The sequence below is a fragment of the Antarctobacter heliothermus genome (genome assembly GCF_900188425.1).
Lineage (GTDB): Bacteria > Pseudomonadota > Alphaproteobacteria > Rhodobacterales > Rhodobacteraceae > Antarctobacter > Antarctobacter heliothermus.
In genome coordinates this window covers 85,450-110,940 of sequence record NZ_FZON01000006.1, presented here as the reverse complement: position 1 = coordinate 110,940, position 25,491 = coordinate 85,450, and the positions used below count along the sequence as shown (strand labels likewise).

26 protein-coding genes are annotated in these 25,491 nt (G+C 62.9%); 14 read left to right on the top strand and 12 right to left on the bottom strand.

What is annotated here, in order from left to right:
* Positions 1-2: 2 nt before the first annotated feature.
* Positions 3-968 (bottom strand): sodium-dependent bicarbonate transport family permease, encoded by a 966-nt coding sequence (locus CHB90_RS05200; RefSeq protein WP_089276795.1) that lies wholly within the window; start codon positions 966-968, stop codon positions 3-5.
* Positions 969-1,094: 126 nt separating this feature from the next.
* Positions 1,095-1,736 (bottom strand): carbonic anhydrase, encoded by a 642-nt coding sequence (locus CHB90_RS05195; protein ID WP_089276794.1) that lies wholly within the window; start codon positions 1,734-1,736, stop codon positions 1,095-1,097.
* A gap of 146 nt (positions 1,737-1,882) precedes the next feature.
* Between CHB90_RS05195 and CHB90_RS05190 the strand changes: the two genes are divergently transcribed.
* From CHB90_RS05190 to speB, 4 genes are all read left to right on the top strand, one after another.
* Positions 1,883-2,263, top strand: coding sequence for a hypothetical protein (locus CHB90_RS05190; protein WP_245823170.1), 381 nt, complete (start codon positions 1,883-1,885; stop codon positions 2,261-2,263).
* Between the two features lie 84 nt (positions 2,264-2,347).
* Positions 2,348-3,733 carry a leucyl aminopeptidase family protein gene (locus CHB90_RS05185; RefSeq protein ID WP_089276793.1) on the top strand — a complete coding sequence of 462 codons (1,386 nt, stop codon included), beginning with the start codon at positions 2,348-2,350 and terminating at the stop codon, positions 3,731-3,733.
* Entirely contained in the window at positions 3,730-4,596 is an 867-nt protein-coding gene (locus CHB90_RS05180; RefSeq protein ID WP_089276792.1) for a C40 family peptidase, read from the top strand. The genes CHB90_RS05185 and CHB90_RS05180 overlap by 4 nt, the downstream gene beginning before the upstream one ends.
* A 61-nt stretch (positions 4,597-4,657) precedes the next feature.
* Positions 4,658-5,620 (top strand): agmatinase, encoded by a 963-nt coding sequence (speB, locus tag CHB90_RS05175; protein ID WP_089276791.1) that lies wholly within the window; start codon positions 4,658-4,660, stop codon positions 5,618-5,620.
* A gap of 34 nt (positions 5,621-5,654) precedes the next feature.
* Here speB and CHB90_RS05170 read toward each other — a convergent pair whose 3' ends face one another.
* Complete coding sequence (locus tag CHB90_RS05170; protein ID WP_089276790.1) at positions 5,655-5,996, bottom strand: DUF2794 domain-containing protein; 342 nt, start codon at positions 5,994-5,996, stop codon at positions 5,655-5,657.
* 114 nt (positions 5,997-6,110) lie between these two features.
* On the opposite strand from CHB90_RS05170, the gene paaI reads away from it, so the two are divergent.
* Both paaI and paaK read left to right on the top strand, forming a co-directional pair.
* Positions 6,111-6,563, top strand: coding sequence for a hydroxyphenylacetyl-CoA thioesterase PaaI (paaI, locus tag CHB90_RS05165; RefSeq protein ID WP_089276789.1), 453 nt, complete (start codon positions 6,111-6,113; stop codon positions 6,561-6,563).
* 33 nt (positions 6,564-6,596) lie between these two features.
* The gene (gene paaK, locus CHB90_RS05160; protein WP_089276788.1) at positions 6,597-7,901 is read left to right on the top strand and encodes a phenylacetate--CoA ligase PaaK; all 1,305 of its coding nucleotides are present in this window, start codon (positions 6,597-6,599) and stop codon (positions 7,899-7,901) included.
* 40 nt (positions 7,902-7,941) lie between these two features.
* On the opposite strand, the gene CHB90_RS05155 is transcribed toward paaK, so the two are convergent.
* Complete coding sequence (locus CHB90_RS05155; protein WP_089276787.1) at positions 7,942-9,219, bottom strand: DUF2330 domain-containing protein; 1,278 nt, start codon at positions 9,217-9,219, stop codon at positions 7,942-7,944.
* Between the two features lie 254 nt (positions 9,220-9,473).
* On the opposite strand from CHB90_RS05155, the gene CHB90_RS05150 reads away from it, so the two are divergent.
* Together CHB90_RS05150 and serA are read left to right on the top strand one after the other, a co-directional pair.
* Entirely contained in the window at positions 9,474-10,628 is a 1,155-nt protein-coding gene (locus CHB90_RS05150) for a phosphoserine transaminase (RefSeq protein ID WP_089276786.1), read from the top strand.
* Positions 10,629-10,715: 87 nt separating this feature from the next.
* Positions 10,716-12,317, top strand: coding sequence for a phosphoglycerate dehydrogenase (serA, locus tag CHB90_RS05145; protein WP_089276785.1), 1,602 nt, complete (start codon positions 10,716-10,718; stop codon positions 12,315-12,317).
* A 73-nt stretch (positions 12,318-12,390) separates the two neighbouring features.
* Here serA and CHB90_RS05140 read toward each other — a convergent pair whose 3' ends face one another.
* A complete protein-coding gene (locus CHB90_RS05140; protein WP_089276824.1) occupies positions 12,391-12,846 on the bottom strand; it encodes a GFA family protein in 456 nt (151 codons plus the stop codon).
* 152 nt (positions 12,847-12,998) lie between these two features.
* Here CHB90_RS05140 and CHB90_RS05135 point away from each other — a divergent pair, with 152 nt between their 5' ends.
* Positions 12,999-13,724, top strand: coding sequence for a metallophosphoesterase family protein (locus CHB90_RS05135; RefSeq protein WP_089276784.1), 726 nt, complete (start codon positions 12,999-13,001; stop codon positions 13,722-13,724).
* Here the strand turns inward: CHB90_RS05135 and CHB90_RS05130 are convergent.
* The gene (locus tag CHB90_RS05130) at positions 13,704-15,464 is read right to left on the bottom strand and encodes a SulP family inorganic anion transporter (protein WP_089276783.1); all 1,761 of its coding nucleotides are present in this window, start codon (positions 15,462-15,464) and stop codon (positions 13,704-13,706) included. The genes CHB90_RS05135 and CHB90_RS05130 overlap by 21 nt on opposite strands.
* A gap of 117 nt (positions 15,465-15,581) precedes the next feature.
* Positions 15,582-17,255 carry a bifunctional protein tyrosine phosphatase family protein/NAD(P)/FAD-dependent oxidoreductase gene (locus CHB90_RS05125; protein WP_089276782.1) on the bottom strand — a complete coding sequence of 558 codons (1,674 nt, stop codon included), beginning with the start codon at positions 17,253-17,255 and terminating at the stop codon, positions 15,582-15,584.
* Positions 17,256-17,322: 67 nt separating this feature from the next.
* Here CHB90_RS05125 and CHB90_RS05120 point away from each other — a divergent pair, with 67 nt between their 5' ends.
* From CHB90_RS05120 to CHB90_RS27525, 4 genes are all read left to right on the top strand, one after another.
* Positions 17,323-17,526 carry a hypothetical protein gene (locus CHB90_RS05120; protein WP_089276781.1) on the top strand — a complete coding sequence of 68 codons (204 nt, stop codon included), beginning with the start codon at positions 17,323-17,325 and terminating at the stop codon, positions 17,524-17,526.
* On the top strand, positions 17,523-17,957 hold the full coding sequence (locus CHB90_RS05115) for a universal stress protein (protein WP_089276780.1): 435 nt from the start codon (positions 17,523-17,525) through the stop codon (positions 17,955-17,957). Before CHB90_RS05120 ends, CHB90_RS05115 begins: the two co-directional genes overlap by 4 nt.
* Positions 17,958-17,982: 25 nt before the next feature.
* On the top strand, positions 17,983-19,536 hold the full coding sequence (locus CHB90_RS05110) for an alanine/glycine:cation symporter family protein (RefSeq protein ID WP_089276779.1): 1,554 nt from the start codon (positions 17,983-17,985) through the stop codon (positions 19,534-19,536).
* 316 nt (positions 19,537-19,852) lie between these two features.
* Positions 19,853-20,191, top strand: a complete 339-nt coding sequence (locus CHB90_RS27525; protein ID WP_089276778.1) for an HNH endonuclease — start codon at positions 19,853-19,855, stop codon at positions 20,189-20,191.
* A gap of 33 nt (positions 20,192-20,224) precedes the next feature.
* Here CHB90_RS27525 and CHB90_RS05100 read toward each other — a convergent pair whose 3' ends face one another.
* On the bottom strand, positions 20,225-21,574 hold the full coding sequence (locus CHB90_RS05100; protein ID WP_089276777.1) for an aminotransferase class III-fold pyridoxal phosphate-dependent enzyme: 1,350 nt from the start codon (positions 21,572-21,574) through the stop codon (positions 20,225-20,227).
* A gap of 159 nt (positions 21,575-21,733) precedes the next feature.
* Here CHB90_RS05100 and CHB90_RS05095 point away from each other — a divergent pair, with 159 nt between their 5' ends.
* Positions 21,734-22,549: a peptidoglycan recognition protein family protein gene (locus CHB90_RS05095; RefSeq protein ID WP_089276776.1), complete on the top strand. Its 816-nt coding sequence runs from the start codon at positions 21,734-21,736 to the stop codon at positions 22,547-22,549.
* A 75-nt stretch (positions 22,550-22,624) separates the two neighbouring features.
* Here CHB90_RS05095 and rpmE read toward each other — a convergent pair whose 3' ends face one another.
* The 4 genes from rpmE to CHB90_RS05075 form a co-directional block, all read right to left on the bottom strand.
* Complete coding sequence (rpmE, locus tag CHB90_RS05090) at positions 22,625-22,846, bottom strand: 50S ribosomal protein L31 (RefSeq protein ID WP_089276775.1); 222 nt, start codon at positions 22,844-22,846, stop codon at positions 22,625-22,627.
* Between the two features lie 12 nt (positions 22,847-22,858).
* The gene (gene rplS, locus CHB90_RS05085) at positions 22,859-23,254 is read right to left on the bottom strand and encodes a 50S ribosomal protein L19 (protein ID WP_089276774.1); all 396 of its coding nucleotides are present in this window, start codon (positions 23,252-23,254) and stop codon (positions 22,859-22,861) included.
* Positions 23,255-23,570: 316 nt separating this feature from the next.
* Complete coding sequence (locus tag CHB90_RS05080) at positions 23,571-23,927, bottom strand: hypothetical protein (RefSeq protein ID WP_089276773.1); 357 nt, start codon at positions 23,925-23,927, stop codon at positions 23,571-23,573.
* Positions 23,928-24,062: 135 nt separating this feature from the next.
* Entirely contained in the window at positions 24,063-25,487 is a 1,425-nt protein-coding gene (locus tag CHB90_RS05075) for an SH3 domain-containing protein (RefSeq protein ID WP_089276772.1), read from the bottom strand.
* Positions 25,488-25,491: the final 4 nt, after the last annotated feature.

Genomic DNA, 25,491 nt, shown 5'->3' with positions numbered 1-25,491 from the left:
GGTCAGCCTCCGGTCATGATCCGCGCCACCGCCAGATACAGCGGCAGGCCAAGGGTCAGGTTAAAGGGAAAGGTCACTGCCAAAGACAGGGTGAGGTAGATCGACGGATTCGCCTCTGGCACGGCAACGCGCATGGCGGCAGGCACCGCGATGTAGGAGGCCGAGGCCGACAGCGTCATCATCAGCATCACGCCGCCGGTCGACAGGCCCAGCAGCATCCCGGCGCCAAGTCCCGCCAGCGCGCCGACCAGTGGCATCACAAGGCCAAAGGCGACCGCGCCGCGATCCAGTACCCCGGCAGAGCGCAGCCCGCGCCCGGCAATCAGGCCCATGTCCAGCAGGAAGATGCACAGCACCCCCTGAAACGGACTGACGATGAACGCGGCGATGCTGTCCAGACCGTCCTGCCCGGTCGCCATCCCGATCACAAACGCCCCCAGCAGCAGCACGATGGACCCGTTGAGCAGGATTTCCCGCCACAGGTCGCTGTCCATCTTGGTGTTGCCGTCGCCCCGCGACAGCAGCCATAGCGCCGACAGGATCGCCGGTGCCTCCATCGCGGCGGCGACGGCGACCATGTAGCCCTCGGCCGTCAGCCCGGCGTTGGCCAGCAGCGTCGTTGCCGCGACAAATGTGACGATGGAGATTGACCCGTAGTGCCCCGCCACGGCGGCGGCATCGATGCGTGACATGCCCGACAGCACGCGCAGCAATCCGAAGGCGGCAAAGGGTAGGGCAAAGGACAGCACAAGCCCGGCAAGGATCGTCGCGGCCAGACGCGGGTCCAGCCCATGCGCGGCGACCCCGGCGCCGCCCTTGAACCCGATCGCAAACAGCAGGTAGAGCGATATGCCTTTGGCGACCGCCTCTGGCACGGACAGGTCGGATCGAGCCAGCGCCGCGAACAGCCCCAACACAAAGGACAACACGATTGGCGACAGCAGGTTGTCGGCGGCAAGATCCAGCATGGCAGCCCTCGGTGAAAAGGTTGGGGTGGCTGGATCTCTATTTTATGAACACTTGTTCAGTTATCAAGGGTCCGGGCGGAAAAAGTGGCTTCCCGATGTGGGTTTCGAGCATCCCGGAAGAGCGGTCTAGATCGCCACAAACGCCCCGGTCTTGCCGTCCAGCGTGTGCAACCCGCCCTCACCGATATCGACCCACAGACCATGCAGGCTGAGCTGACCGGATTCCACCGCCTCACGCACAAAGGGAAAGGTCATGAGGTTGCGCAGCGAGACTGACACCGCCTCTCTTTCCAGTGCATGCGGCATGTCGGCGTGGCCCTTGACGGTCTCATAACCCGGTCGCAGGATGTCCATCCAGCGGCCGACAAAAGAGGCGGTTTCCTCCAGTTCGGGGGCGCGGCCCTCACACATGTCCAGACAGCCCTGAACGCCGCCACAGTTGGAATGCCCCAGCACGATCAGATGCGCCACCTTGAGCGCCATGACGGCATATTCCACCGCCGCCGAGGTGCCGTGGTGCTGGCCGTCGGGTTCGTAGACCGGCACAAGGTTGGCGATGTTGCGGTGAATAAAGAACTCTCCCTGATCTGCGCCGAAGATCGAGGTGACATGCACGCGGGAATCGCAGCACGAAATCACCATGGCGCGCGGGCGCTGCCCCTCGGTGGCAAGGCGTCGATACCACGCGCTGTTTTCGGCGTGAGTTGTCGCTTTCCAGCCGTGGTAGCGTTGCACGAGAAAGCCGGGCAGGGGGCGGGCGAATTCCATCTAGGTCTCCGGTCGTCGGTTCTGATTGTCCCAAGTACGACGAATACAGAGGAAATTCGAGCGAAAACGCCGATCCGGGATAACCTTTTGGGAACCCGGTTTCGGTCATGTTGCCCCCGCGTGGGAGCACATGAATGGGGTAAGACGTGAAACAGGTAACGTATCTGGCACCGGCGGAACGGCCGGCGATGGACACTGCGCAAATAGAGACGTTGTGTACCGATCTGGGTCGGAGCGCGGCAGAGGGTGTGGTGTGCCGCGCGATGGAAGAATTGGCACAACGGATGTGCCAATTGCAGGAACAGGCGCTGTCCGGTCCGCGCGAGGACATGCACAAGGGGTTGCGCGCGCTGGCGGCGATTGCGGATCAGATCGGTCTGTGTTCGCTCAGCATGGTGGCGCATGACGTGGCGGCCTGTATCGAAATGGGCGACGCGGTGGCCGAGGCGGCGACACTGGCCCGTCTCGCTCGTATCGGGGAACGGTCGCTCACGGCGCTGTGGGACGTCAATGAGTTCACGGTCTAGGGCGGGTCCGCTTGTGCGGTGAAATCCGCTTGCGGCGCGGCGTGCAGGCAATACGGTAAGGGGACCCTGTTTTATGGAGCCTTCATGCCCGACCGTTTTGCCGCGCCCGACGCGCCCGCCTTTCCGTTGCACCTGATCGAACCCGGCTCTCTGGACACCTGGCTAGAGGGGCAGGTCGCGCGGGTGCGCGCCTGGGTCACGGCCAGCGGCTTTGCCGGGGCGCTGAACACGGCGCTGATGGTGCCGGGGACGGATGGCACACCCGAGGCGGCGCTGGTGGGCTACGGGACGGCGGCCCAGCGCGCACGGCAACGATTTGCGCTGGCCGGGGCGCTGCCGGGATTGGCACCTGGCACATATCGCATCGCGTCGGGCCTGCCGTCCGACGCCGCCGCGACAGAGGCGCTGGGCTGGCTTTTGGCGGGCTATCGCTTCACCCGCTACGTTTCGGACAGCCCGGCGACAAAGGCGCTGATCGCCCCCGACGGCGTCGATGCCGCCCGGATCGAGGTTCTGGCCGCGGCCGAGGGATTGACCCGTGATCTGGTGAACACGCCTGCCTCTGACATGGGGCCTGCGGCGCTAGAGGCGGCGGCGCGCGATCTGGCCAAGACGCATGGCGCGTCGATCGAGGTGATCACTGGCGACGACCTGCTGGACCGGAACTTTCCCATGATCCACGCGGTGGGCCGCGCCGCAGACCAGGCACCAAGGTTGATCGACCTGCGTTGGGGCGACACGGGGCCGATGCTGACGCTGGTCGGCAAGGGGGTCTGTTTCGACACCGGCGGGCTGAACCTGAAACCGGGTGCCTCCATGGGGATCATGAAAAAGGACATGGGCGGTGCGGCCAACACGCTGGGCCTTGCACAGGCGATCATGACACTTGGCCTGCCGGTACGGCTGCGGCTGCTGATCCCGGCGGTGGAAAACAGCGTTGCGGGCAACAGTTTCCGCCCCGGCGATATCCTGACCTCGCGCAAGGGGCTGACGGTTGAAATCAACAACACCGACGCCGAGGGGCGGCTGGTGCTGGCCGATGCGCTGGCCTATGCCGATGAGGAAAAGCCCGATCTGATGATCTCGATGGCGACCCTGACAGGCGCGGCGCGGGTGGCGGTTGGCCCGGACCTTGCGCCGTTTTATACCGATGCCGAGGATTTCGCCGCTGCCCTGTCGCAGGCGGCCCCCGGCGCTGCCGATCCAGTCTGGCGGATGCCGTTCCATGATCCCTATGAGCCAATGATCGAACCGGGGATTGCCGATCTGGACAACGCGCCCGCCGGCGGGTTCGCCGGGTCGATCACCGCGGCGCTGTTCTTGCGCCGGTTCACCGGGCAGGCGGCGCGTTATGTGCATTTTGACATCTATTCCTGGCAACCCAAACCGGAACCGGGCCGCTCCAAAGGCGGGTTGATGCAGGGTCCGCGCGCCATTCTGGGGGCCCTGCCGCAGGTGTTGGGGCTATGAGAGATCGCCGCCTGACGCCCTCAAATGGCCGGGTCGCTCATGTGTCGCTGCGCGGAGAGGTCGAAGCAGAAAGCTATGTCGACGGGGAGTTGCACAGGATTGCCCGCCCCGTCGCCGATATCCTGTCCGCGCCAGGCGGCGGTCGAGACCGGCAACTGATGTACGGAGAGGTGTTTCGTGTGCTGGACGTGCAGGGCGGCCTGGCCTTCGGTTTCGCCGAAAAGGACGGCTATTGCGGCTGGATGAACGCAGGCGATCTGACCAACACACTGACCGATGCGCAAACGCATCGGATCACCGCCTCGCACAGCTATGGCAAAACCACGCCGGGCCTCAAGGCAATGGGGCAGATCACACCGCTGTCGCTGGGCACGCGGCTGACAGTTCTCAAAGAGGTGGACGGCTGGGCGCGGGTGGCCTGGTCGCGCGGCGCGACACCACAGGATCTTTATGTCCCCGGACAGCATCTTGTCCCCATCGACACGCTGGACAGCGATCCGGTTGCCGTGGCGGAACGACTGGTCGGCGCGCCGTATCTGTGGGGCGGCGACAGCAGCTTTGGCATTGATTGTTCCGGGCTGGTGCAAATCGCGCTGTACAGCTGCGGTCAAACCTGTCCACGGGACAGCGACATGCAAGAGGCGCTGGGCACGGCGCTGCCGCCCGGCACGCCCCCGGAACGCGGCGACCTGATGTTCTGGAAAGGCCATGTGGCCTGGGTCGCGGACCCGGATACAATCTTGCACGCCAACGCGCACGCCATGGCGGTTGCCTATGAACCCATCACTCAGGCCGTGGCCCGCATCGAATCGCAGGGCGACGGACTTGTCATCCGCCACGCGCGCCTGTCTTCTTCTGGCTGAAAATATCCCGGGGAGCGCGAGGGGCTGGCCCCTCGCTGTCCCGAACCATCAGGAGCACACCTTGTCTGATCCGTTTTTCCATCCCGTTTCCGGCTTCGACCTGCCGCGTTTTGCCGGTGTGCCAACCTTTATGCGCCTGCCCCATGTTCCGGCGGATCACCCCCGGTTTGCCGATGTGCAGATCGGCCTGATCGGCGTGCCCTGGGACAGTGGCACCACCAATCGCCCCGGACCGCGACATGGCCCGCGCCAGATGCGCGATGCCTCGACCATGATCCGCGCGCAACATGCAGCCAGCGGGATGCGTCCGTTCGAGACGGTCAATTGCGCCGATCTGGGCGATGTCGGGCCGAATCCGGCGGATATTCAGGACAGTATGGCGAGGATCACCGCGTTTTACGCGCAGGTCGTCGCGGCGGGCATCCGGCCGCTGACCGCGGGCGGCGATCACCTGACCTCGCTCCCGGTGTTGCGGGCGTTGGCCAAGGACGGACCGCTGGGCATGATCCATTTTGACAGTCACACGGACCTGTTCCACAGCTATTTCGGCGGCACCATGTACACCCACGGCACGCCCTTCCGCCGCGCGGTCGAAGAGGGGCTGCTGGACCCGAAACGGGTGATTCAGATCGGCATTCGCGGCACGATGTACGACACCGAGGATCGTGACTTTGCCGCCGCCAATGGCATCCGCATCGTGAGCATCGAAGAGTTCTTTGAGCGCGGGATCACGGATGTCATGCAAGAGGCACGCGCCATCGTGGGCGCTGCGCCAACCTATGTCAGCTATGACATTGATTTCGTCGATCCGACCTTTGCCCCCGGCACCGGCACGCCAGAGGTGGGCGGGCCGACCAGCTATCAGGCGCTGCAGGTTTGCCGCGAACTCAATGGTTTGAACATCGTCGGTGCGGATCTGGTCGAGGTCTCGCCGCCCTTTGACAAGAGCGGCAACACAGCCTTCCTCGGAGTGTCGATCATGTTCGAGATGCTGTGCGCGATGCTGTCTCCGGCGAACCGCTGACGGGTGGGGCGATTTTTCGTCGAAAAATCGTCTCTCACTTGACCGCGCGGATCAGTTTGCGTTCCAGCACTCGCAACACGGCACGCAGGTCGTGCCCGCGTTTCAGCACCTGACCCTCCATTCCGAAAACCGCATACTCGCCCTGTTTGCTGCGCAGTTTGGGGCGTTTTTCGATCCGGTACAGCGGGTTTTCCGCCGTACGCCGGAAGACGGAAAACACCGCCACCTCGCGCAGTGAGGAAATGCCGTAGTCGCGCCATTCCCCGGCGGCGACCATGCGCCCGTACAGGGAAAGGATAACGTTGAGCTCTGCCCGCTGAAAGGCAACCACCTGTGGTGCGGGCCCCTGTCCGGGGAAGGGTGTCAGGCTGTTCATACCCCCAGAGTTGCGCTGTTCGGTCCATAAATCAAGGGGCTAGGGGAGGGGGCTCAATTTACTTGACCGCGCGGTCGGTTTTAGGCAGTGTCGCGCCATCGAGGGAGGGGCACGATGACACCGCAACAACGCGCCACACGCGCGGCAGAGGCCATGTGGGCCGAGGACGCCGCCAGTCAGCAGATGGGTATGCGCATTGATGAGATCGCGCCGGGCCGTGCCGTCCTGTCGATGGAGGTGCAGCCGCATCACCTGAACGGGCACAAGATCTGTCATGGCGGTTTCATCTTTACCCTGGCCGATAGCGCCTTTGCCTTTGCCTGCAACAGCTACAACCGCCTGACCGTCGCGCAGGAAAACCAGATCACCTTTCTGGCCCCCGGCCAGCCCGGTGAGCGGCTGACCGCAACGGCGCAGGAGCAGGCGCTGAGCGGGCGATCCGGTGTTTATGACGTGACTGTGACCGGTGGCGACGGTCGCAAGGTGGCGCTGATGCGGGGCCTGTCGCGCACCGTGAAAGGCCACCTGTTTCCCGAAGACGAATTGACCGCGCAAGACGGCGCCTGAGGCGCCCGCCGATCCCATCCCGGAGGAGACCCGATGGAAGACCTGACCCCGACCAAGGACAGCCTTGACGCGATCGAGATCGCGTCGCGCGATGAAATTTCGGCCTTGCAGCTGGATCGCCTGAAATGGTCGTTGCGCCACGCTTATGAAAATGTCGCGCATTACCGCAACAGCTTTGACGCGGCGGGCGTGCATCCGGATGATCTGAATTCGCTTGAGGATCTGGCGAAGTTTCCCTTTACGGTGAAAAACGACCTGCGGGCGACCTATCCGTTTGGCATGTTCGCCGTTCCGCGCGATCAGGTGCGGCGCATCCACGCCTCCTCCGGGACCACCGGGCAGCCGACGGTTGTGGGTTATACCGCCGGTGATCTGGACAATTGGGGTACGGTTGTCGCGCGGTCGCTGCGCGCGGCGGGCCTGAAACCGGGGGACGTGTTGCACAACGCCTACGGCTACGGGCTGTTCACCGGCGGGATGGGCATCCATCTGGGCGCGGACAAGCTGGGCCTTGCGACGGTGCCGATTTCTGGCGGCATGACACAAAGGCAGGTGCGTCTGATCGAGGATTTCGGCGCCACCGGGATCACCGTCACGCCGTCCTATTCGTTGTCGATCATTGATGAATATGCAGCACAGGGGCTGGACCCGCGCAAATCGCCGCTCAAGGTGGGGATCTTTGGCGCGGAGCCCTGGACCAACGCCATGCGGCTGGAGATCGAGGACGCCTTTGATATGCACGCGGTCGATATCTACGGCCTGTCAGAGGTCATGGGACCGGGTGTTGCCAGCGAATGCGTCGAGACCAAGGACGGTTTGCACGTCTGGGAGGATCATTTCTATCCAGAGATCATCCACCCCGAGACCGGAGAGGTCCTGCCGGATGGTGAGTTGGGCGAACTAGTCTTTACCTCGCTCACCAAAGAGGCGTTCCCGGTGATCCGTTACCGCACGCGGGATCTGACGCGGCTGTTGCCGGGGACGGCGCGGACGATGCGGCGGATGGAAAAGGTGACGGGCCGGTCGGATGACATGATCATCCTGCGCGGCGTCAACGTCTTCCCGACCCAGATCGAAGAACAGTTGATGAAGGTGCGTGAACTGGCGCCGCATTTCCAGCTGGAACTGAACCGGGTTGGCCACAAGGACGAGATGCGGGTCAAGGTCGAGACGCTGCCCGACACCGTTGAACTGGGTGATCAGGCGGGCCGCGATCTGTCGGCGCGGGTCAAGCAGGTGGTCGGTGTATCGGTCAAGGTCGATGTCACCTCACCCGGTGGGGTTGAGCGCAGTCAGGGCAAGGCGGTGCGGATCGTCGACAACCGGCCCAAGGAGTAAGGTGTCGGCGCCCCGCGATCCGGGGCGCCGGACTTTTGGCTCAGCGAAACTCTGACGGGACCGAGGCGCGGGCTTTTTCCAGCATCTCGGCCTCGTCCCAGCCGGTCAAACGGGCCAGCGCGCGCGCCTCATCCTGAACGCGGGCGCGGGTGCGCAAAACATAGTCCTTGCCCGCCTCGCAGGTCGTTTCCCCGGTGTAGGGGTGGTTCATCACGTAACGTCCCTGAAAGTTCTGCCGGTCTTCGGTGGCGCGAAAAAAGACGTCTTCGGCCATCTGGTCGCCTTCATAGCGGGCGTGCAGCCGCGTGACATAGACGTTTTGCCCGGACAGCGGTCCGGTCCCGGTCTCTTCGGGCAGCCAGTCGACCCCCAGTTCAGCCAGTTGCGCATTGGTCAGCGGATCGGCGGCGCAGGGGTCACACCAGGCCATGTCCCAGGCGTATTCCACCACGATCCCGCCCTCATCCGGTGCGGCCTGCGCAAAGAGCGCGCGGTAGAAATCACCGAACTCTTCTTCGACAAACAGCGGCACGTCCATGTTGCTGGGCAGTTGCACCGGGACATAGTTTGTCGGCACCACGCGCCCCGTGCGCGACAGCATGAAGAACAGCGCATCCTGTGGCCCGTCGGCGTTCAGCTTGCCCAGCTGGATCGGCAGCATGAAATCCTTGGAGGTGAATTCGATCTGCAACGGCGGCAGTTCCTTGGTGTCGGCCTCGGCGTGGCGTTCAAGGTTCACGCCGGCGACAAAGAACTTCATCCCGCCGTCGATGTACTGCTGAAGCGTCTCTTCGCCGCCCTCGGGCATGTTGTAGCCCTCTCCGGTCAGAAAGGTGACCAGCCCGTCGGATTGCTCTGCCCCGAGGATCAGGATGTCATAGGTGCCCACGGCATATTCCGCCTCAATTGTGACACCCAGCGACCGCGCGCGCACGGCCAGCGGCGGCGCGGCCTCATTCACGACGGCGGTCATGGAGATCATCGGCAGCGGGATCGGCGCGCAAGGGTCGCGGTCATGATATTCGACAAGGCGCGGCGCGGTGTAGTCGTCCAGATGCTGGACGGTCTCCGCCTCGACGGTGCGGATCTGGTCGCGCAGCAGCACGCGGGGCGTGGGCACGATCAGGGCAAAGTCCTTTGGCGCGCCCCGGTAGTCCGAGGACATGGTGATTGCGGACCTGTCGCCGTCGCGCACAAAGACGACCTTTGAGCTTTCGTTGAACAGCGATCCGTCTGCCTTGGCGACGTAAAAGCCGCAAAAGGCCTGGGCCGAGGCCGCAAGGGATGAGAACAATAGAGCCAGAAAAATGCGTGTCATGAAGACCTCCGGAAAAGGCATAGGACCACAGCCTAACACACGCGGCGCGTTCGATAAGGGATTCGCTGATGGCGCGCCGGGACGGGCGGTTTGTTTCCGATGCGCGTCGGGCGCGGGAGGCAGGGGATGAAATCCGACACAATGGTCGCGGAACCCGACATGAATCTGTCTTGTCGCGACCCGTGTCGTGGCGTAGACGCCTTCGTGGGACACCCCTCCCCAACGAGGGGCATCTATCTGGAAGGTTAGCAGATATGACAATGACTGCACCGGCAACGCGGCCGGCAAACCCGCGTTTTTCCTCTGGCCCCTGCGCCAAGATCCCCACATTCACGCTCGATAAGCTGGCGGATGCCGCGCTGGGCCGCTCGCACCGTGCGAAGATCGGCAAGGACAAGCTGAAAGCCGCGATCGAAGAGACGCGCGCCCTGCTGAACATCCCCGCCGACTACCGGATCGGGATTGTGCCCGCTTCGGACACCGGTGCCGTCGAGATGGCGATGTGGTCGCTGCTGGGCGCACGCAAGGCGACGATGGTCGCTTGGGAAAGCTTTGGCGCGGGCTGGGTCACGGATGTGGTCAAGCAGTTGAAGATCGACGCCGAAGTGAAGACCGCCGAATACGGCGAGATCGTCGATATGGCGGCGCTGGATTACAACACCGACGTTGTCTTCACATGGAACGGCACCACCTCTGGCGTGCGGATGCCCTCGGGCGACGCGATCCCGGCGGACCGCGAAGGCCTGACCATTTGCGATGCGACCTCTGCCGCCTTCGCGATGGACCTGCCGTGGAACAAGCTAGATGTGACCACCTTCTCTTGGCAGAAAGTGCTTGGCGGTGAAGCGGCGCACGGGATGCTGATCCTGAGCCCGCGTGCCGTCGAGCGGCTGGAAAGCTACACCCCCGCATGGCCGCTGCCCAAGATTTTCCGCCTGACCAAAGGCGGCAAGCTGATCGAGGGCATCTTTGTCGGTGAGACGATCAACACGCCGTCGATGCTGGCGGTCGAGGATTACCTTGTTGCACTGGACTGGGCGCGCTCCGTCGGCGGCCTCAAGGGGCTGATCGCGCGGGCCGATGCCAATGCGCAGGCGATCTGGGACTTCTGCGACGCGCGCGACTGGATCGACAACCTTGCTGTCGATGCGGCGACACGGTCGAACACTTCGGTCTGCCTCAAGTTCACAGATGCGCGCATCACCGACGGCCCGGTCTTTGCCAAGGCTGTGGCCAAGCGGCTGGAGGCTGAAGGCGTGGCGCTGGACGTGGGCGCCTATCGTGACGCGCCGGCCGGTTTGCGGATCTGGTGCGGTGGTACGGTGGAAACCGCTGACGTCGAGGCGATGCTGCCCTGGCTGGAGTACGCGTTCCACGCCGAGATCGAGGCGCTGTCACAGGCGGCCTGAAACGATGCGCCCCGGGCCCGACCCGGGGCCTCTTTCCCAATCTTCCCTTTCAGGAGGCCCCGGATCAAGTCCGGGGCATGTATCACAATGACCGCACCCAAAGTTCTCATCTCTGACAAACTCTCTGACGCCGCCGTCCAGATCTTTCGTGATCGTGGCATTGACGTGGATTTCCTGCCCGACGTGGGCAAGGACAAGGACAAGCTGGCAGAGATCATTGGCCAGTATGATGGCCTTGCCATCCGCTCTGCCACCAAGGTGACGCCGACGATCCTTGAGCACGCCACCAGGCTCAAGGTTGTGGGCCGCGCGGGTATCGGCACCGACAACGTCGACAAGGAAGCCGCGTCCAAGAAAGGCGTGATCGTGATGAACACGCCGTTCGGCAACATGATCACCACCGCCGAACACGCCATCGCGATGATGTTTGCCGTGGCGCGGCAGATCCCCGAGGCCAGTGCCTCCACCCATGCGGGCAAATGGGAAAAGTCCAAGTTCATGGGCGTGGAACTGACCGGCAAGACGCTGGGCGTGATTGGCGCGGGCAACATCGGCGGCATCGTTTGTGACCGTGCACGCGGTCTGAAAATGAAGGTCGTGGCCTATGACCCCTTCCTGAGTGAGGAAAAGGCCAAGCAGATGCAGGTCGACAAGGTCGATGATCTGGATGAACTGCTCAAGCGCGCCGATTTCATCACCCTGCATGTGCCGCTGACCGACCAGACCCGCAACATCCTGTCCAAGGAAAACCTTGAGAAGACCAAGAAGGGCGTGCGGATCATCAACTGCGCCCGTGGCGGTCTGGTCGATGAGGCCGCTTTGGCAGAACTGATCAAGTCGGGCCATGTCGCCGGGGCCGCCTTTGACGTCTTTGCCGAGGAACCGGCCAAGGAAAACCCGCTGTTCGGTCTGCCGAACGTGGTCTGCACCCCGCATCTGGGCGCGTCGACTTCTGAGGCGCAGGAAAACGTGGCGCTGCAAGTGGCCGAGCAGATGTCCGACTACCTGATGACCGGCGCTGTGCAAAACGCGCTCAACATGCCGTCCGTGACCGCCGAAGAGGCCAAGGTCATGGGCCCGTGGATCAAGCTGTCCGAACATCTGGGCGCCTTTATCGGCCAGATGACCGATGAGCCGATCAAGGCGATCAACATCCTGTACGATGGTGAGGCCGCAACCATGAACCTGCAGGCGCTGAACTGCGCCGCCATCGCCGGGATCATGAAACCGATGAGCTCTGACGTGAACATGGTGTCCGCGCCGATCATCGCCAAAGAGCGCGGCATCAAGATCTCGACCACCAATCAGGCCCAGTCGGGCGCGTTTGAGGGCTACATCAAGGTGACGGTTGTCACGGACAAGCGCGAGCGGTCGATTGCGGGCACGGTGTTCAGCGACGGCAAGCCGCGCTTCATCCAGATCAAGGGCATCAACATCGATGCCGAGGTCGGCGCGCACATGCTGTATACCACCAACAACGATGAGCCGGGGATCATCGGCGCGCTGGGTCACACGATGGGCCGCAACGGCGTGAACATCGCCAATTTTACCCTCGGTCGTAAGGATGCGGGCGGTGAGGCGATTGCGCTGCTGTACGTCGATGAGCCGGTCCCGGCCGAGGCCCGCGCGCAACTGGCCGAAACCGGCCTGTTCAAGCAGATCAAACCGCTGCAATTCGACGTGGTCTGACATTTGCGATCCGTCGCCGGATCGCTGCAGCCCTCTCCCGCTCGGCGGGAGAGGGTTTTTCTTTGCCCTGCGGTCAGCCCCGTGCTGCGTAGTCCGCCATCAGGGTTTCGAACTGGTCCATCGGCGGCCATGCGTCATAGCTGTGCTGAGCCGGGACGTGGACCCAGGGCAGTTTTGCGCTGGTCATCGTTTCGATGAAGGGCGCAAACCACGCCATGTCGTCAAACATCGTCGGGCGCACGTTCACAAAGCCATCAAAGCCGGTGACGCGGGTGAACATCCACGTCATGCAATAGGGGCAGGCCATGTGGTCCTGATCCGGTCCGTGGGTGCCGCAGACAACCGGCTCTCCCTGCGTGACCTCCAGTGCGCCGGTCGGGACCATGGCGGTCAGGGAAAAGGCGCTGGACGACATCTTTTGACAGCCCCGGCAGTGACACGCAGCGGTCATCAGCGGCGGCGCGGTGATGCGGATGTGGACGCGGCCACAGCGGCAGGATCCTGTGAGGGGCAGGGTGGGGGCGGGCATGATGGTCTCCATGTCGGTGTGATGCCGCAGCCTATGCGCCGTCCTGCGCACGATCCAGCATGACCGAGTCTTTCGCCCGAAAAAGTGGCTGCGGCTGCGGCGGACAACGGCGCGGTCTGGTCGTGCGGGGGCGATCATGCTAACCGGCGTTCATGACCGACACACTCTACGCCATCGGCGACATTCACGGCCAACTGGCCATGCTGGAAGACGCTCTGGACCGCATCGCGCGGGACGGCGGTCCCAACGCGCGCATCGTCTTTCTGGGCGATTATGTTGACCGGGGGCCAGAGTCGCGCGGGGTGATCGAACGCCTTCGCCAAGGATTGGCCGAGGGCCGCAATTGGATCTGTCTCAAGGGCAATCACGACCGGCTGTTCGAATGGTTTGTCGCCCCACCCGAACCCCGGCAGGATTCCCACCTGCTGGTGGGCTATCACTGGTTCCACGAAAACATCGGCGGGCTAGAGACGGCGCAGTCCTACGGTGTCGATGTGCCTGAGCGTATCCGGCAAAAGGAACTGGCGGCCGAGTTTCGGGCGGCGCTACCCGAGGGGCATCTGGAATTCATGCAGGGCCTGCAACTGTCGCACCGCGAGATGGGCAAGTTCTTTGTCCATGCGGGGGTGCGGCCGGGCGTGCCGCTGGCGGAGCAGGACGAAGAAGACCTGCTGTGGATCCGGCAAGAGTTCCTCAAAGACACGCGGGACCACGGCGCATTGGTCGTGCATGGCCATACGCCGGTCAAAGCCCCCGAGTTGAAACCAAACCGCCTGAATCTGGACACCGGGGCCGGGTATGGCCGCCCGATGTCCATTGCCGTTTTCGAGGCGGATGAGATCTTTGCGCTGGAGCCGTCAGGCCGCGTCCGTCTCTGAGGGATCGGGCGCGGGCGGCTGTTCCAGCGCCTGCCAGGCATCGTACTGCGACAGGAACACCTGCCCCGTCAGATCATCCAGGAAATGCGACCGTTGCAGGCGGTCCATCACCGGGCCTTTGACCTCTGACAGGTGCATCTGGATGCCCATTTCCGACAGGCGGCGGTTCAGTTCCTCCAGCGTTTCCAGCGCGCTCATGTCGACCTCGTTTACAGCGGGGAACATCAGCACCACATGTTTTATCGGCGCATCACCGGCGACACGGCCCAGCACATAATCCTCAAGAAACCGCGCATTGGCGAAATACAGGCTTTCGTCGACGCGCAGGGTGACAAGGTGCGGATGGGTCTCGACCTTGTGGCGCTTGATATTGCGGAAATGATGGGTGCCGGGCACCAGCCCGACCTCGGCCACATGGGGGCGCGATGTCTGGTACAGGTGCAACCCGATGGAGATCAGAACCCCCGAAGACACCCCGATTTCCACGCCAAACCCAAGGGTTAGCGCGATGGTGGCAAAGACGGCGGCGAAGTCGACCTTGGAATAGCCCCAGGCTTTTTTCAGGATGGAGAAATCGACAAGACCCAGCACCGCGACGATGATCGTGGCGGCCAGCGTGGCCTTGGGGAGGAAGAACAGCAGCGGCGTCAGCAGCAAGGCGGCGATGCCGATGCCGATGGCGGTAAAGGCGCCCGCCGCGGGTGTCTCTGCGCCTGCGTCAAAGTTCACCACCGACCGGGCAAAGCCGCCGGTGACCGGATAGCCGCCTGACACGGCGGCGGCGACGTTCGACGCGCCAAGGCCGATCAGTTCCTGATCCGGCTGGATGCGCTGGCGTTTCTTGGCGGCCAGCGTCTGCGCGACGGAGACGGATTCGACAAAACCGATGATCGAGATCAGCACGGCGGACAGGAACAACTGGTTCCACAAGTCCGGCGACAGTGACGGCATGGTCAACGGCGGCAGGCCGGTGGGCACCTCTCCGACAATCTTGACGCCTGCGTTTTGCAGGCCGAACAGCCATGTGACCAGCGTGGTGACCGCCACGGCCCCCACTGGCCCGGCCTTGGCCAGAACATCCGCCAGGCGCGGTTTCAGGCCAAGGGCCAGCAGGCGCGGTTTCAGCCCCTTACGGACCCAGAACAGGAAAGCGGTGGCACTGGTGCCGATCACGAGGGTGATGAGACTGGTCTGCGACAGGTTCTCGACCAGTGAGCCGATGACCATGATCAACGTGTGGCCATGCGCCTCGATGCCGAAGATATGTTTAAGCTGTGAGGCCGCGATCAGCACGCCAGAGGCGGTGATGAATCCGGCAATGACGGGATGCGACAGAAAGTTCGCCAGAAAGCCCAGCCGCAGCACCCCCAGCACCAGTAGAATGACCCCTGAGATAAAGGCCAGCGTGCCGGCGGCCAGCGCAATTTGCGCGGGGTCCGACAGGCCAAGGTTGCCGATAGCGGCGGCGGTCATCAGCGACACGACGGCGACGGGGCCAACGGCCAGCGCGCGGCTGGTGCCGAAGATCGCATAAGCGACCAGCGGCAGGATCGACGCATAGAGCCCCATTTCGGCGGGCAACCCCGCAAGCAACGCATAGGCCAGCGACTGCGGGATCAGCATGATCGTCACGATCACGGCGGCCAGAATGTCGGATGAGGCGGTGTCGCGGTTGTACTCTTTGCCCCATGTCAGGATGGGCAGGTACTGGGTAAAGGTCTGGGCCGAAATGCGGGGCATGGCGTTTCCTGGGTCCGGGTCGGGGGTGGCCCCCGAGTCGCGTTTGAACCTCATATACATTCACAAAGTAGAATTTGAAAGGGCCGGACGCCATCTTTGGGCCGGCCCCTCAACAGATCAGCGGGCGCTGACGCTTTCGGGTTTGGCCATCCACTCCTTACCGCGCAACATGGCCTTCCAGTAGACCGGCGGCAGGATCTGTTCCTTGAGCAGCCAAGCGGCGCGGGTGGGTTTGGTGCCGTCCAGCAGCCATGTCGGGAAAGACGGCAGCAGCGCGCCACCATAGCCGAACTCTGCCAGCACGATCTTGCCTTTCTCTACGGTCAGAGGACACGATCCGTAGCCGTTATAGACCGCATGCGGGCTAAGACCACGGGTGTCGGCCACCACGTTTTCGGCCACCACGGGGGCCTGCATCCGCGCGGCGGCGGCGGTCTTGGCGTTGGGCGCATTGGTGACGTCGCCCAGCGACCAGATATTGTCATAGGTCTTGTGACGCAGGGTCGCCTGATCGACATCGACCCACCCGGCGGCATCGGCCAAGGGAGAAACCCGGATGAAATCCGGTGCAATCTGCGGCGGGCAGACGTGCATCATGTCGAAATCGACGGTGACTTCGCTCGGGTCCGTGTCTGGTTTGGCCACCTTGAAGGTGGCCTTTTTCGCCGAGCCGTCCACCGCGATCAACGTGTGAAAGAAGTTCAGCGTGGCGTCGTATTTCTTGACGTAGTCCATCAGCGCGGGGACATAATCCTTGACCCCGAACAACACGCCGCCCGCATTCATGAACTGGATGTCCATGTTTTTCAGCCGCCCGGTGCGGAACCAGTGATCGCCAGACAGGTACATCGCCTTTTGCGGCGCGCCCGCGCATTTGATCGGCATTGGCGGCTGGGTGAACAGAGCCCGGCCCTCACGCATCTTGCTGACCAGTTCCCAAGTGTAGGGCGCGAGGTCGTAGCGATAGTTGGAGGTGACGCCGTACTTGCCCAGCGTGTCTACCAGCCCCTCGACCCCGTGCCAGTCCAGCTTGAGCCCCGGACAGACGATCAGCCGGTCGTATTTCACCACCCGGCAGCCATCCAGGATGACGGCATTGTTCTGCGGCTCGAACGCCGCGACTGCGGATTTGATCCAATGCACACCCTTGGGGATCAGGCTGGCCATGGTGCGCGCGGTTGTGGACGCCTCAAAGATGCCGCCGCCGACCATCGTCCAGCCGGGTTGGTAGTAGTGCACATCTGCCGGGTCCAGAATGGCAATGTCCAGCGATGCCTTGCGGGACTTGAGGCTAGCGGCCACCGCGATGCCCGCCGCGCCCCCGCCCACGATGACCACGTCGAATTTTGCGTCGCCCTCATCGGTGGGTGTCTTGCCACCGTTGACGATGCGCCGCACGACACCCGCCATGTCATAGCCCGCGCCCTTGGTCGCGGCGAGGATGGTGCTGGGGGACTGCGTGCTGGCCTGGCTCAGCGACCAGAGCGTGGCGGACCGCGTGCCGCTGCGGCAGTAGGCAAAGACCGGGCCGGGCAGATCCCGCATCAGTTTGCCAAAGTTGGCGGCATCCGCATCCTCGACCTTGCCGCCGACGATGGGCAGATAGCGCGCTTCTAGCCCCCTGGCCCGCGCCGCATCGGCGATTTCATCAAAGGTCGGCTGGTCAGCGCCTTCGCCGTCGGGACGGTTGCAGATGATCGACCGATACCCGGCATCGGCGATCTCTTGCAGGTGCTCAGCGGTGATCTGGGGCGAAACGGTGATATCTTCGGTGATCTTGCGGAATTCCATGGGGCGCTCCTCCGGCAGGCGGGAATCAGGATTGCCAAAGATATACATTCGATACATTGAATGCGTGATGGGCCAGAGGGTCGCAGGGCGACCGCGCGATGCGCGAAAAAAGGCGCATCTGCGCAAATTTGACGAAAATATTACATCAACAGCAAAAATCCGGGCAAACCGGACGGTCAGCCGGGGCAATTCGGTGAAATTGCCCGCGGCGCTGCTGTTAGCCTTCTCGCAGCCGAAAGGCGGAACAGGGAAGAAGGAAAAACAAGAATGACGGACAGGTTTGTCGTCGGATTTGACGGCAGCGAGGCGGCGCAACGCGCGCTGGATTTCGCTTTGGAACGCGCGGCGGCGCAGGGGGCGACGGTGGTGATCGCGCATGTGCTGGAATGGTCTCCCTATTCCTTTCTGACGCCGACGGAAATCGAAGAGCGCCACAAGCGCCGGACCGAAGAACTGGACCGCGCCGAAAAGTCGCTGATTGCCCCTGCCAAGGCGGCGGTCGAAGGCCGTGGTGTGCCGGTCGAGACGGTCCTGCGCTATGGTCACATCGCCGATACGCTGTGCGATGTCGCGAAAAAGCAAAACGCTGCGCAATTGTTCATTGGACGCAACGGCCACTCACCGTTCGGCAGCCGGGTGTTCGGATCCGTCGCCGGATCCTTGGTCCAGACGGCCCCCGTGCCCTGCACCATCGTCCCTTGAGCGCCGACCAGAACAGGACAGACACATGACAAGATTTGCATCCCGCCTGGCGTTTGCCGCCTTGGCTCCAACCCTGATGGCCAGCGCAGTGGCCGCGCAGGAAACCTCTATCGACCAAAAGATCAACGACATCTTTGCCGGGTCAACCGGCTGGTTCGTGAACTTTATCTTCAGCCCGTTTCCGGGAACCAGTTTCCCGTGGATCGTGGCCTGGCTGGTGGTCGCGGCGACGGTATTTACCGTTTACTTCGGGTTTATCCAGTTTCGCGGTTTCGGGCATTCCATTGCGCTGGTCAAAGGCGATTATTCCGACCCGGACGATGCCGGTGAGGTCAGCCACTTTCAGGCGCTGGCAACCGCGCTATCGGGCACCGTGGGTCTGGGCAATATTGCCGGGGTCGCGGTGGCTGTCGGTATCGGCGGTCCGGGCGCGACGTTCTGGATGATCCTTGCCGGTCTGATGGGCATGGCGTCGAAATTCACCGAATGTACGCTGGGCGTGAAATACCGCAATGAATACCCGGACGGCACCGTATCGGGTGGTCCGATGTATTACCTGACCAAAGGCTTTGCAGAACGCGGCCTGCCGGGGGGCAAGATCCTTGCGGTAATGTTCTCGATCTTCTGTATCCTCGGTGCCTTTGGTGGCGGCAACATGTTCCAGGCCAATCAGGCACATCAGGCGCTCACCGGCGTGCTGGGCGAGTTTCCCGGCTATATCACCGGCGTGATCTTTGCGATTGTCGTCTTTGTCGTGATCGTCGGCGGGTTGAAGTCGATTGCCTCTGTGACCGAAAAGGTCGTGCCCTTCATGGCGGCCATCTATGTCGGGTCGGCGCTGATCATCCTGATCATGAACGCCAACATGATCGGCTGGGCCTTTGGCCAGATCTTTGCCGGGGCGTTCACCGGGCTGGGCGTTGCGGGCGGCATGGTCGGCGCGCTGATCCAGGGGTTCAAGCGGGCGGCCTTTTCGAATGAGGCGGGCGTCGGTTCGGCGGCCATCGCGCACTCTGCTGTGCGGACCAAAGAGCCGATCACCGAAGGCTTTGTCTCCCTGCTGGAGCCCTTCATCGACACGGTTGTGATCTGCACCATGACGGCGCTGGTCATCATCATCACCCAGCAACTGGTGATTGATGAGGCAACAGGTGTCTACCTGCTGAATGAGGCTGGTACGGCGATCAAGACGGTAGGCGACACATCGGGCGTTGGCCTGACGGCAGCGGCCTTTGGCAGCGCCTTCAGCTGGTTCCCGACAATTCTGGCGATTGCCGTGATCCTCTTTGCCTTTTCGACCATGATCAGCTGGTCCTACTACGGGTTGAAGGCCTGGACCTACCTGTTTGGCGAAGGCAAGGCCAAGGAGATCACGTTCAAGGTCATCTTCTGCATCTTTGTCATTATTGGCGCCTCGGCCAGCCTTGGCCCGGTGATCGACTTCTCCGACGCGGCGATCTTTGCCATGGCGGTTGTGAACGTCTTTGGCCTGTACTTCCTGATGCCGATCGTCAAGCGCGAGGTGGACAGCTATCTGTCGCGGCTGAAGTCGGGTGAGATCAAGAAATTTACGCACTGATATAGTGTGGAGAGAAACGGAAAGGGGCCGCTACATGGCGGCCCCTTTTGTTGTCCGGCGGACGCCTTGCCAGCGCGATACGGATTCTGTTAAATCTCTATCAGGTGGTGCCCTCATTTATGCAGGGCGCGGTCGCGGCGATAAGTGTCGCGACGGTCCGGGCCGGCAGTGTCTGGGCAAGCCGTGGAAATGCGGGGCGGTGGAAAGAGTTCAACTCGACCATTTTCCTGCGCGGGCGTTTGCCTCCTATCCGGGGCCGGGATTTGTCCGGTGCGCATCCGTTTTGGACTGAAACCCAAAACAAAGATGCGTTTGGATGACGAAAAAGATCAAAAAACTGCGAAAGCAGAAGTGGGCGGCCCAGAAAGGGCGGTGTTACTATTGCGGTCAACTCATGTGGGAGCATGACGCGGACGCCTTTCAGCGCGAACACGGCGTGACTCGGGGTCTGACCCAAAAATTCCAGTGTACCGCAGAGCATTTGACGGCCCGATCAGAGGGAGGCGGAGATGTCGACGACAACATCGTTGCCGCCTGCCTTTTTTGCAATCGGACCCGACACGCGGCGAAAAAGCCGCTCGACCCTCGGCGCTACAGGCGGCGCGTTCAGGCGCGGCTTGAAAAGGGAGGGTGGTTGCGTCTGAACGGATTGTGAGGCTCCGGGCCTGTCCCGGAACCTCACGCGCGATCAGGCCGCCGCGAACCCTTTGTCGAGCGCGCTCAGGATGGTGTTGATCTCTTCAGCGGTGATGGTCAGCGGTGGCGACATCAGGACGTTGTGCGCGCCAAGGCGGACCATCGCGCCCGCCTCATAGGCGGTCTGGTGGATGCGTTTCATGGTGTCGTTGTCCATTGGGGTCTTGGCGGTCTGGTCGCTGACAATCTCGATGCCCGTCATCAGCCCGTGTCCGCCGCGCACATCGCCGATGATTGCGTGTTTCTCAGCCAGCTTCAAAACGCCTTCGTGCAGTTGCGTGCCGCGCGCGGCGGCGTTGGTTTTTGTGTCTAGCCGCAGAGTTTCCTCAAGGCAGGCGATGACCGCCGCTGCGCCCACTGGATGCGCCGAATAGGTGTAGCCGTGATAGATGGCTCCCTCTGCGCCTGACGTCTCGAACACCTCCGCAACCTTGCCGGAGATCAGCGCGGCCCCAACCGGAAAATACCCCGACGTGATGCCCTTGGCGGTGCACATCATGTCCGGTTTGACGCCCCAGTGCCGCGCGCCTGACCAGTCGCCGGTGCGGCCAAAGCCGGTGATGACCTCGTCCGAGATCAACAGGATGCCGTGCCGGTCACAGATCTCGCGCATCAGCGGCATGAAGGTCGCGTCGGGCACGATCACGCCGCCTGCGCCCTGGATTGGCTCCATGATAAAGGCGGCGATGGTGTTAGCGCCCTGAAACTGGATTTCATCCTCCATCGCCTGCGCGATCAGTTGCGCCAGCGCCGCCGGGTCGGTCTCATTGAACGGGTTGCGATAGGTATAGGGCGCGGGCATGTGGAAACAGCCGGGCAAGAGCGGCTCATAGCCGATGCGAAAGCGATTGTTGCCGTTCACCGATGCGCCGCCGAAATGGGTGCCGTGGTAGCCTTTTTTCAGGCTGAGAAACTTGGTGCGCGTCGGTTCGCCCCGCAGCCGGTGGTACTGCCGCGACAGCCGCAGGCAGGTTTCAACCGAATCCGACCCGCCAGAGGTGAAAAACACCCGCTCGATCCCGTCGGGGGCAAAGAACTCCTGCACCTTATAGGCCGCCTCGATCGCGGGCGGGTTTGAGGTGCCTGCAAAGGCCGAGTAATACGGCAGTTCAAACAGCTGGTCGGCGATGGCCTGCTTTACCTTGTCGTTGGAATAGCCAAGGTTGACGCACCACAGCCCGCCCACCGCGTCCACCGCGCTGTGGCCGTCGATGTCGGTGATGGTGCTGCCTGCCGCGCCCTTGATGATCTTGGGCGGGTTGGCCTGCGCATCGCCGGGATGGCCCATCGGGTGCCATAGCTGACGGGCATTGTTTTCCTTGAGAAAGTTCTCGTCCTTCATGGCGCGACTCCGCTGTAGATTTTGATCAAATCTGGCAGGGGGCGAAGGGGCTGTCCAGAGGGAGGCGGGGAAATGGCGCTGGCCGGACGGCAAACGGGTTGGGGGAATGGACCGACGCCGTGTTAGGGTCGCCTTGTACAGGCTTTCAGGAGTGACCTCATGCGCCTTGTTCTTGCTTTTCTCTCGGTGCTGGCCGGGACGGTTTCGGCAGGGGCAGAACCCGCGCCGCTCACCGTTCCCGGAGAGATCATCGTGCCGTTGAAGGGCGTGGATCAGTCCGCTCTGCGCGGGTTTGCGCAGAACCGGATCACCCATATCACCTTTCACCACGAAGGCTTTGCCGGGACAGATGCGGATCTGTTCCGCCGAGCGAGTGCGGCACGCGACAGGCAGACCATCGACCAGCGGGTCCGCAATATACACGCCTATCACGCCGGGGACGCGGGGTTGGGCATGTTTGCCTATCACTACGCGGTCGACAAGGCGGGCAATATTGCCAAGGGGCGGCCCGTGTCGCTGAAACCCTCGACCCGGTCGACAGAGATCGGATCGCGAAAGTTGGCCGACTTCGACGGGCATTTCGCGGTCATGGCACTGGGCGATTTCAACCACGAGGCGCTGACACCGGCGGGGCGTCTGGCCTATGTTCGGGTGATGTCAGAGGCGCAGCGCGCCTACCGGGTGCCGACAGCGCAGATCCAGCCGCACAAGCACCACGCTGCCACGTCCTGTCCCGGCACGCATATCCTGAAAGAGGCAGGCGCGTTGCGGGACATGGTCCGGCACTACAGTTTTCAGGCGGAACTGGTGGCGCGGGGCTGTCTGAACGACACGGCCGACGGAAAGTGGGGGCCGAAAAGCCGCCGCGCCCTGCGCGCCTTCAGCAAGGGCAACCGGGGCGTGATGACCAGCCCCGAGGTCACTGACGCCGCGCTGTTCGGGATGCTGAACGCGCCGGGTGCGCGTTGTCGCTGAATCGGCCCAGAGTCGGCGCGTGAAACAAAAAACGCCGCCCCGAGGGGCGGCGTTCTAAAACCGAAAAGCGTTGGATCAGAAACCCAGGCCTTCGTACTTTTTCTTGAACTTCGAAACGCGGCCACCCTGGTCAAGGATGCGGCCGGTGCCGCCGGTCCACGCGGGGTGAACCGTGGGGTCGATGTCGAGAACAAGCGTGTCGCCCTCTTTGCCCCAGGTCGAACGCGTCTGATATTCGGTCCCGTCGGTCATCTTGACGTTGATGACGTGGTATTCGGGGTGCAGGTTCTTTTTCATGTCACGGGTTCCTTACGCGTCTGCGCCGGCGTTCTTGGTCTTGAGCGCCTTGTAGGTTGTGTCCTCTGCGATCCGGGCCGATTTGCCACGGCGCGCGCGCAGGTAGTACATCTTGGCGCGGCGGACGCGGCCACGACGGACGACTTCAATGCTTTCGATGTTGGTCGAGAACAGCGGGAACACACGTTCCACGCCTTCGCCAAAGGAAATCTTGCGGACCGTGAACGACCCGGCGATGCCCTTGCCGTGCTTGCGGCTGATGCAGACGCCTTCGTACATCTGGACCCGGGTGCGGGTGCCTTCGGTCACTTTGTAACCCACGCGAACGGTGTCGCCGGGTTTGAAATCGGGAATTGTCTTCCCGAGCGAGGCGATTTGCTCCGCCTCAAGCTGTGCGATCAGGTTCATCTGACCTTCTCCTATATGCGTCGCGGTTTTCCCGCGGAGATGTCTGGCAAGTGCTTTGTCCCCAACCGGGGAAAGAGATGTGCCAGCTTTTGTTTGTTCTGCGGCGGTCCCGTGAACGGTCCCACAAACTCAATCGGCGCCGAGTCGCCCCGGCACCGAAAGATGCGCGTGTGTAGATGCGCGCGCGCCGCAAATCAAGGGCAAAGCAGGCGCGGATCAACTGTCTTTGCCTGTATCCTTTGCCTCGGGCCCAAGGCCCCTCGCAACGGGCCAACCCGCCCGCTGCTCGGCGGCCGTTGGCAAGGCGGCAGGCCCTCTAGTAAGTCGAACACTGATCCAGCGTGACGCCGTTCAGCGTGGTGGCGTTCAGGTTGGCCACAAGGGTTACGCCGATGCTGGCGTTCCCCGCCGCATGGGAGAGCGTGCTGAGGCAATTCCCAACACCGAGATCGGCCTCGATCAACACAACAACGGACCCGGAATGTGAACTCCACAGCGAGACATTCAGGACGGCGGGATCTTCGTTGTAAGATGGCTCTGTCACCGAATAAGAAACGATTTCATCCCCCTGAAAGGTCCATGTCACATAGTTGCCCTGCTTGCTCCGATCCCACGCAAGCGCGGGGGAACCGACGATCAGGGTAGCAAGGCAAAGGGAAAGGATCTTTTTCATACCGCGTTTGCTCCGTTCGAGGTGGACAAACGTTGCACGGGGCCTGCCCGGCTGTAAAGCGCGCTGGGGCGCGCAGGTGCCTGCGCCTGCGCGGCGGGCCAGCCGACAAGGGAGCGCCCGCCGCTGCGCCGAGGTTTAACGCCCAGGGGCCGGGCCGTCGATCAGCGGGCGCAAGTCGGACCACCTATACGGCGACAAGAAACGCGCGCTGACCCAGCCCGTCTGTCCGCCCGCGCGCACCTGCATCCAGACGCCCTGAACGTCGTCGACGATGCGGCAGTCGCTGACCTCGACCTGTTGCTCGGCGCGTAGTTGACCGGCAACGGCGGCGTTCAGCGAGGGCTGCGCGCGCATGTTGACGCCTCGGACGGCGGTTTGTGTCGGGTCGACATCGGTGACGTAGTCGGACGCACCGTTCAGATCGCCGGACCAGAACTGTCCCCTCGTCGACGGGCTGCCGGAATGGCAGCCATATGTGTCCGCCAACAGCGCCACCGGCGCAGAGCGCGGCTGGAACCTGTCGACGGGGACAGCACAAAACTGCCGACCGTCGGCTTGGCAGGGCGGCGGCCCTGCGATCATGTCGAGGCCGATGGTGCCGTTGTCGAACAGCTCCACCACGCAATGTGCGGCCCCGTTCAGGCTGCCCGCGATGCGGCGGCTGCCCAGCAGGTTGGTCATGTCCTCGAGATTGGTTGTGACCGGGTCCGGGTTGATGCCTTCGATATAGCCGAATTCATAGTCGACAAAGGATCGTCGGACATCAGGCGCGGCGACAAAGGCGGTGCGGCACAGGGCGGCCACGGTGTCCATCATCAGCGCTGATTTGTGAATCGGGCGCGACAGGATCGGTGGGCCAACCGGGGTCAGGCGCATGGCATGGGTGCGGATGCCGCCACGCAGGTAGAAAAAGCTGTTGGCTTCCCGGTGTTCCAACGCTTCGGACAACAGGATCGGCGGGGCGACGCCGCCCATGATCAACGAGGCGTAGGCCTGTACGATGTCGTAGGTGACATTCATCATCTGCCGCGCTTCGACGGCCTGCGTGGCCTGCGCCTCTGGCAAGAGGCCCATGTGAAAGCCAAGCTCGGCACCGTGTTCGACAAAGCGCGCATCGTCCCCATAGGCAATGTCGCGCGTAGAGGTCGCCAGCGCCACGGCCAGCGCGCAGGCGGACAGGCACGGCCCGTCGCGCAGGACAAAGATGCCGTAGATGTCCGGGTCCTGGCTTTCCAGAATGCCCTTGAGATACTGACCGAGGGCGATGCCCTCGACAAAGCTGCCGCCGGGGCTGTCGATCACGATCAGCTTGCCCCAGGTGGATTGCAGCACCTCGCGGATGCGGTCGGTGTCACCCGGATTGATCCGCCCGGACAGGTGAAAGACCGTCGCGTCACGAATGCCCTCGTTGAACCGCTCTGGCCCCCAGTTTTTTGAATAGATCGACTGCAACTGCATCAGGCGCGGCACAAGATCGGGGCGTTTTTCGGCGTCCATTGCGGCGGTCGTGACCGGCAGCAGAACCATCAGCGCGCACAGCAGTCTTCTGAGAATAGCCATTCTG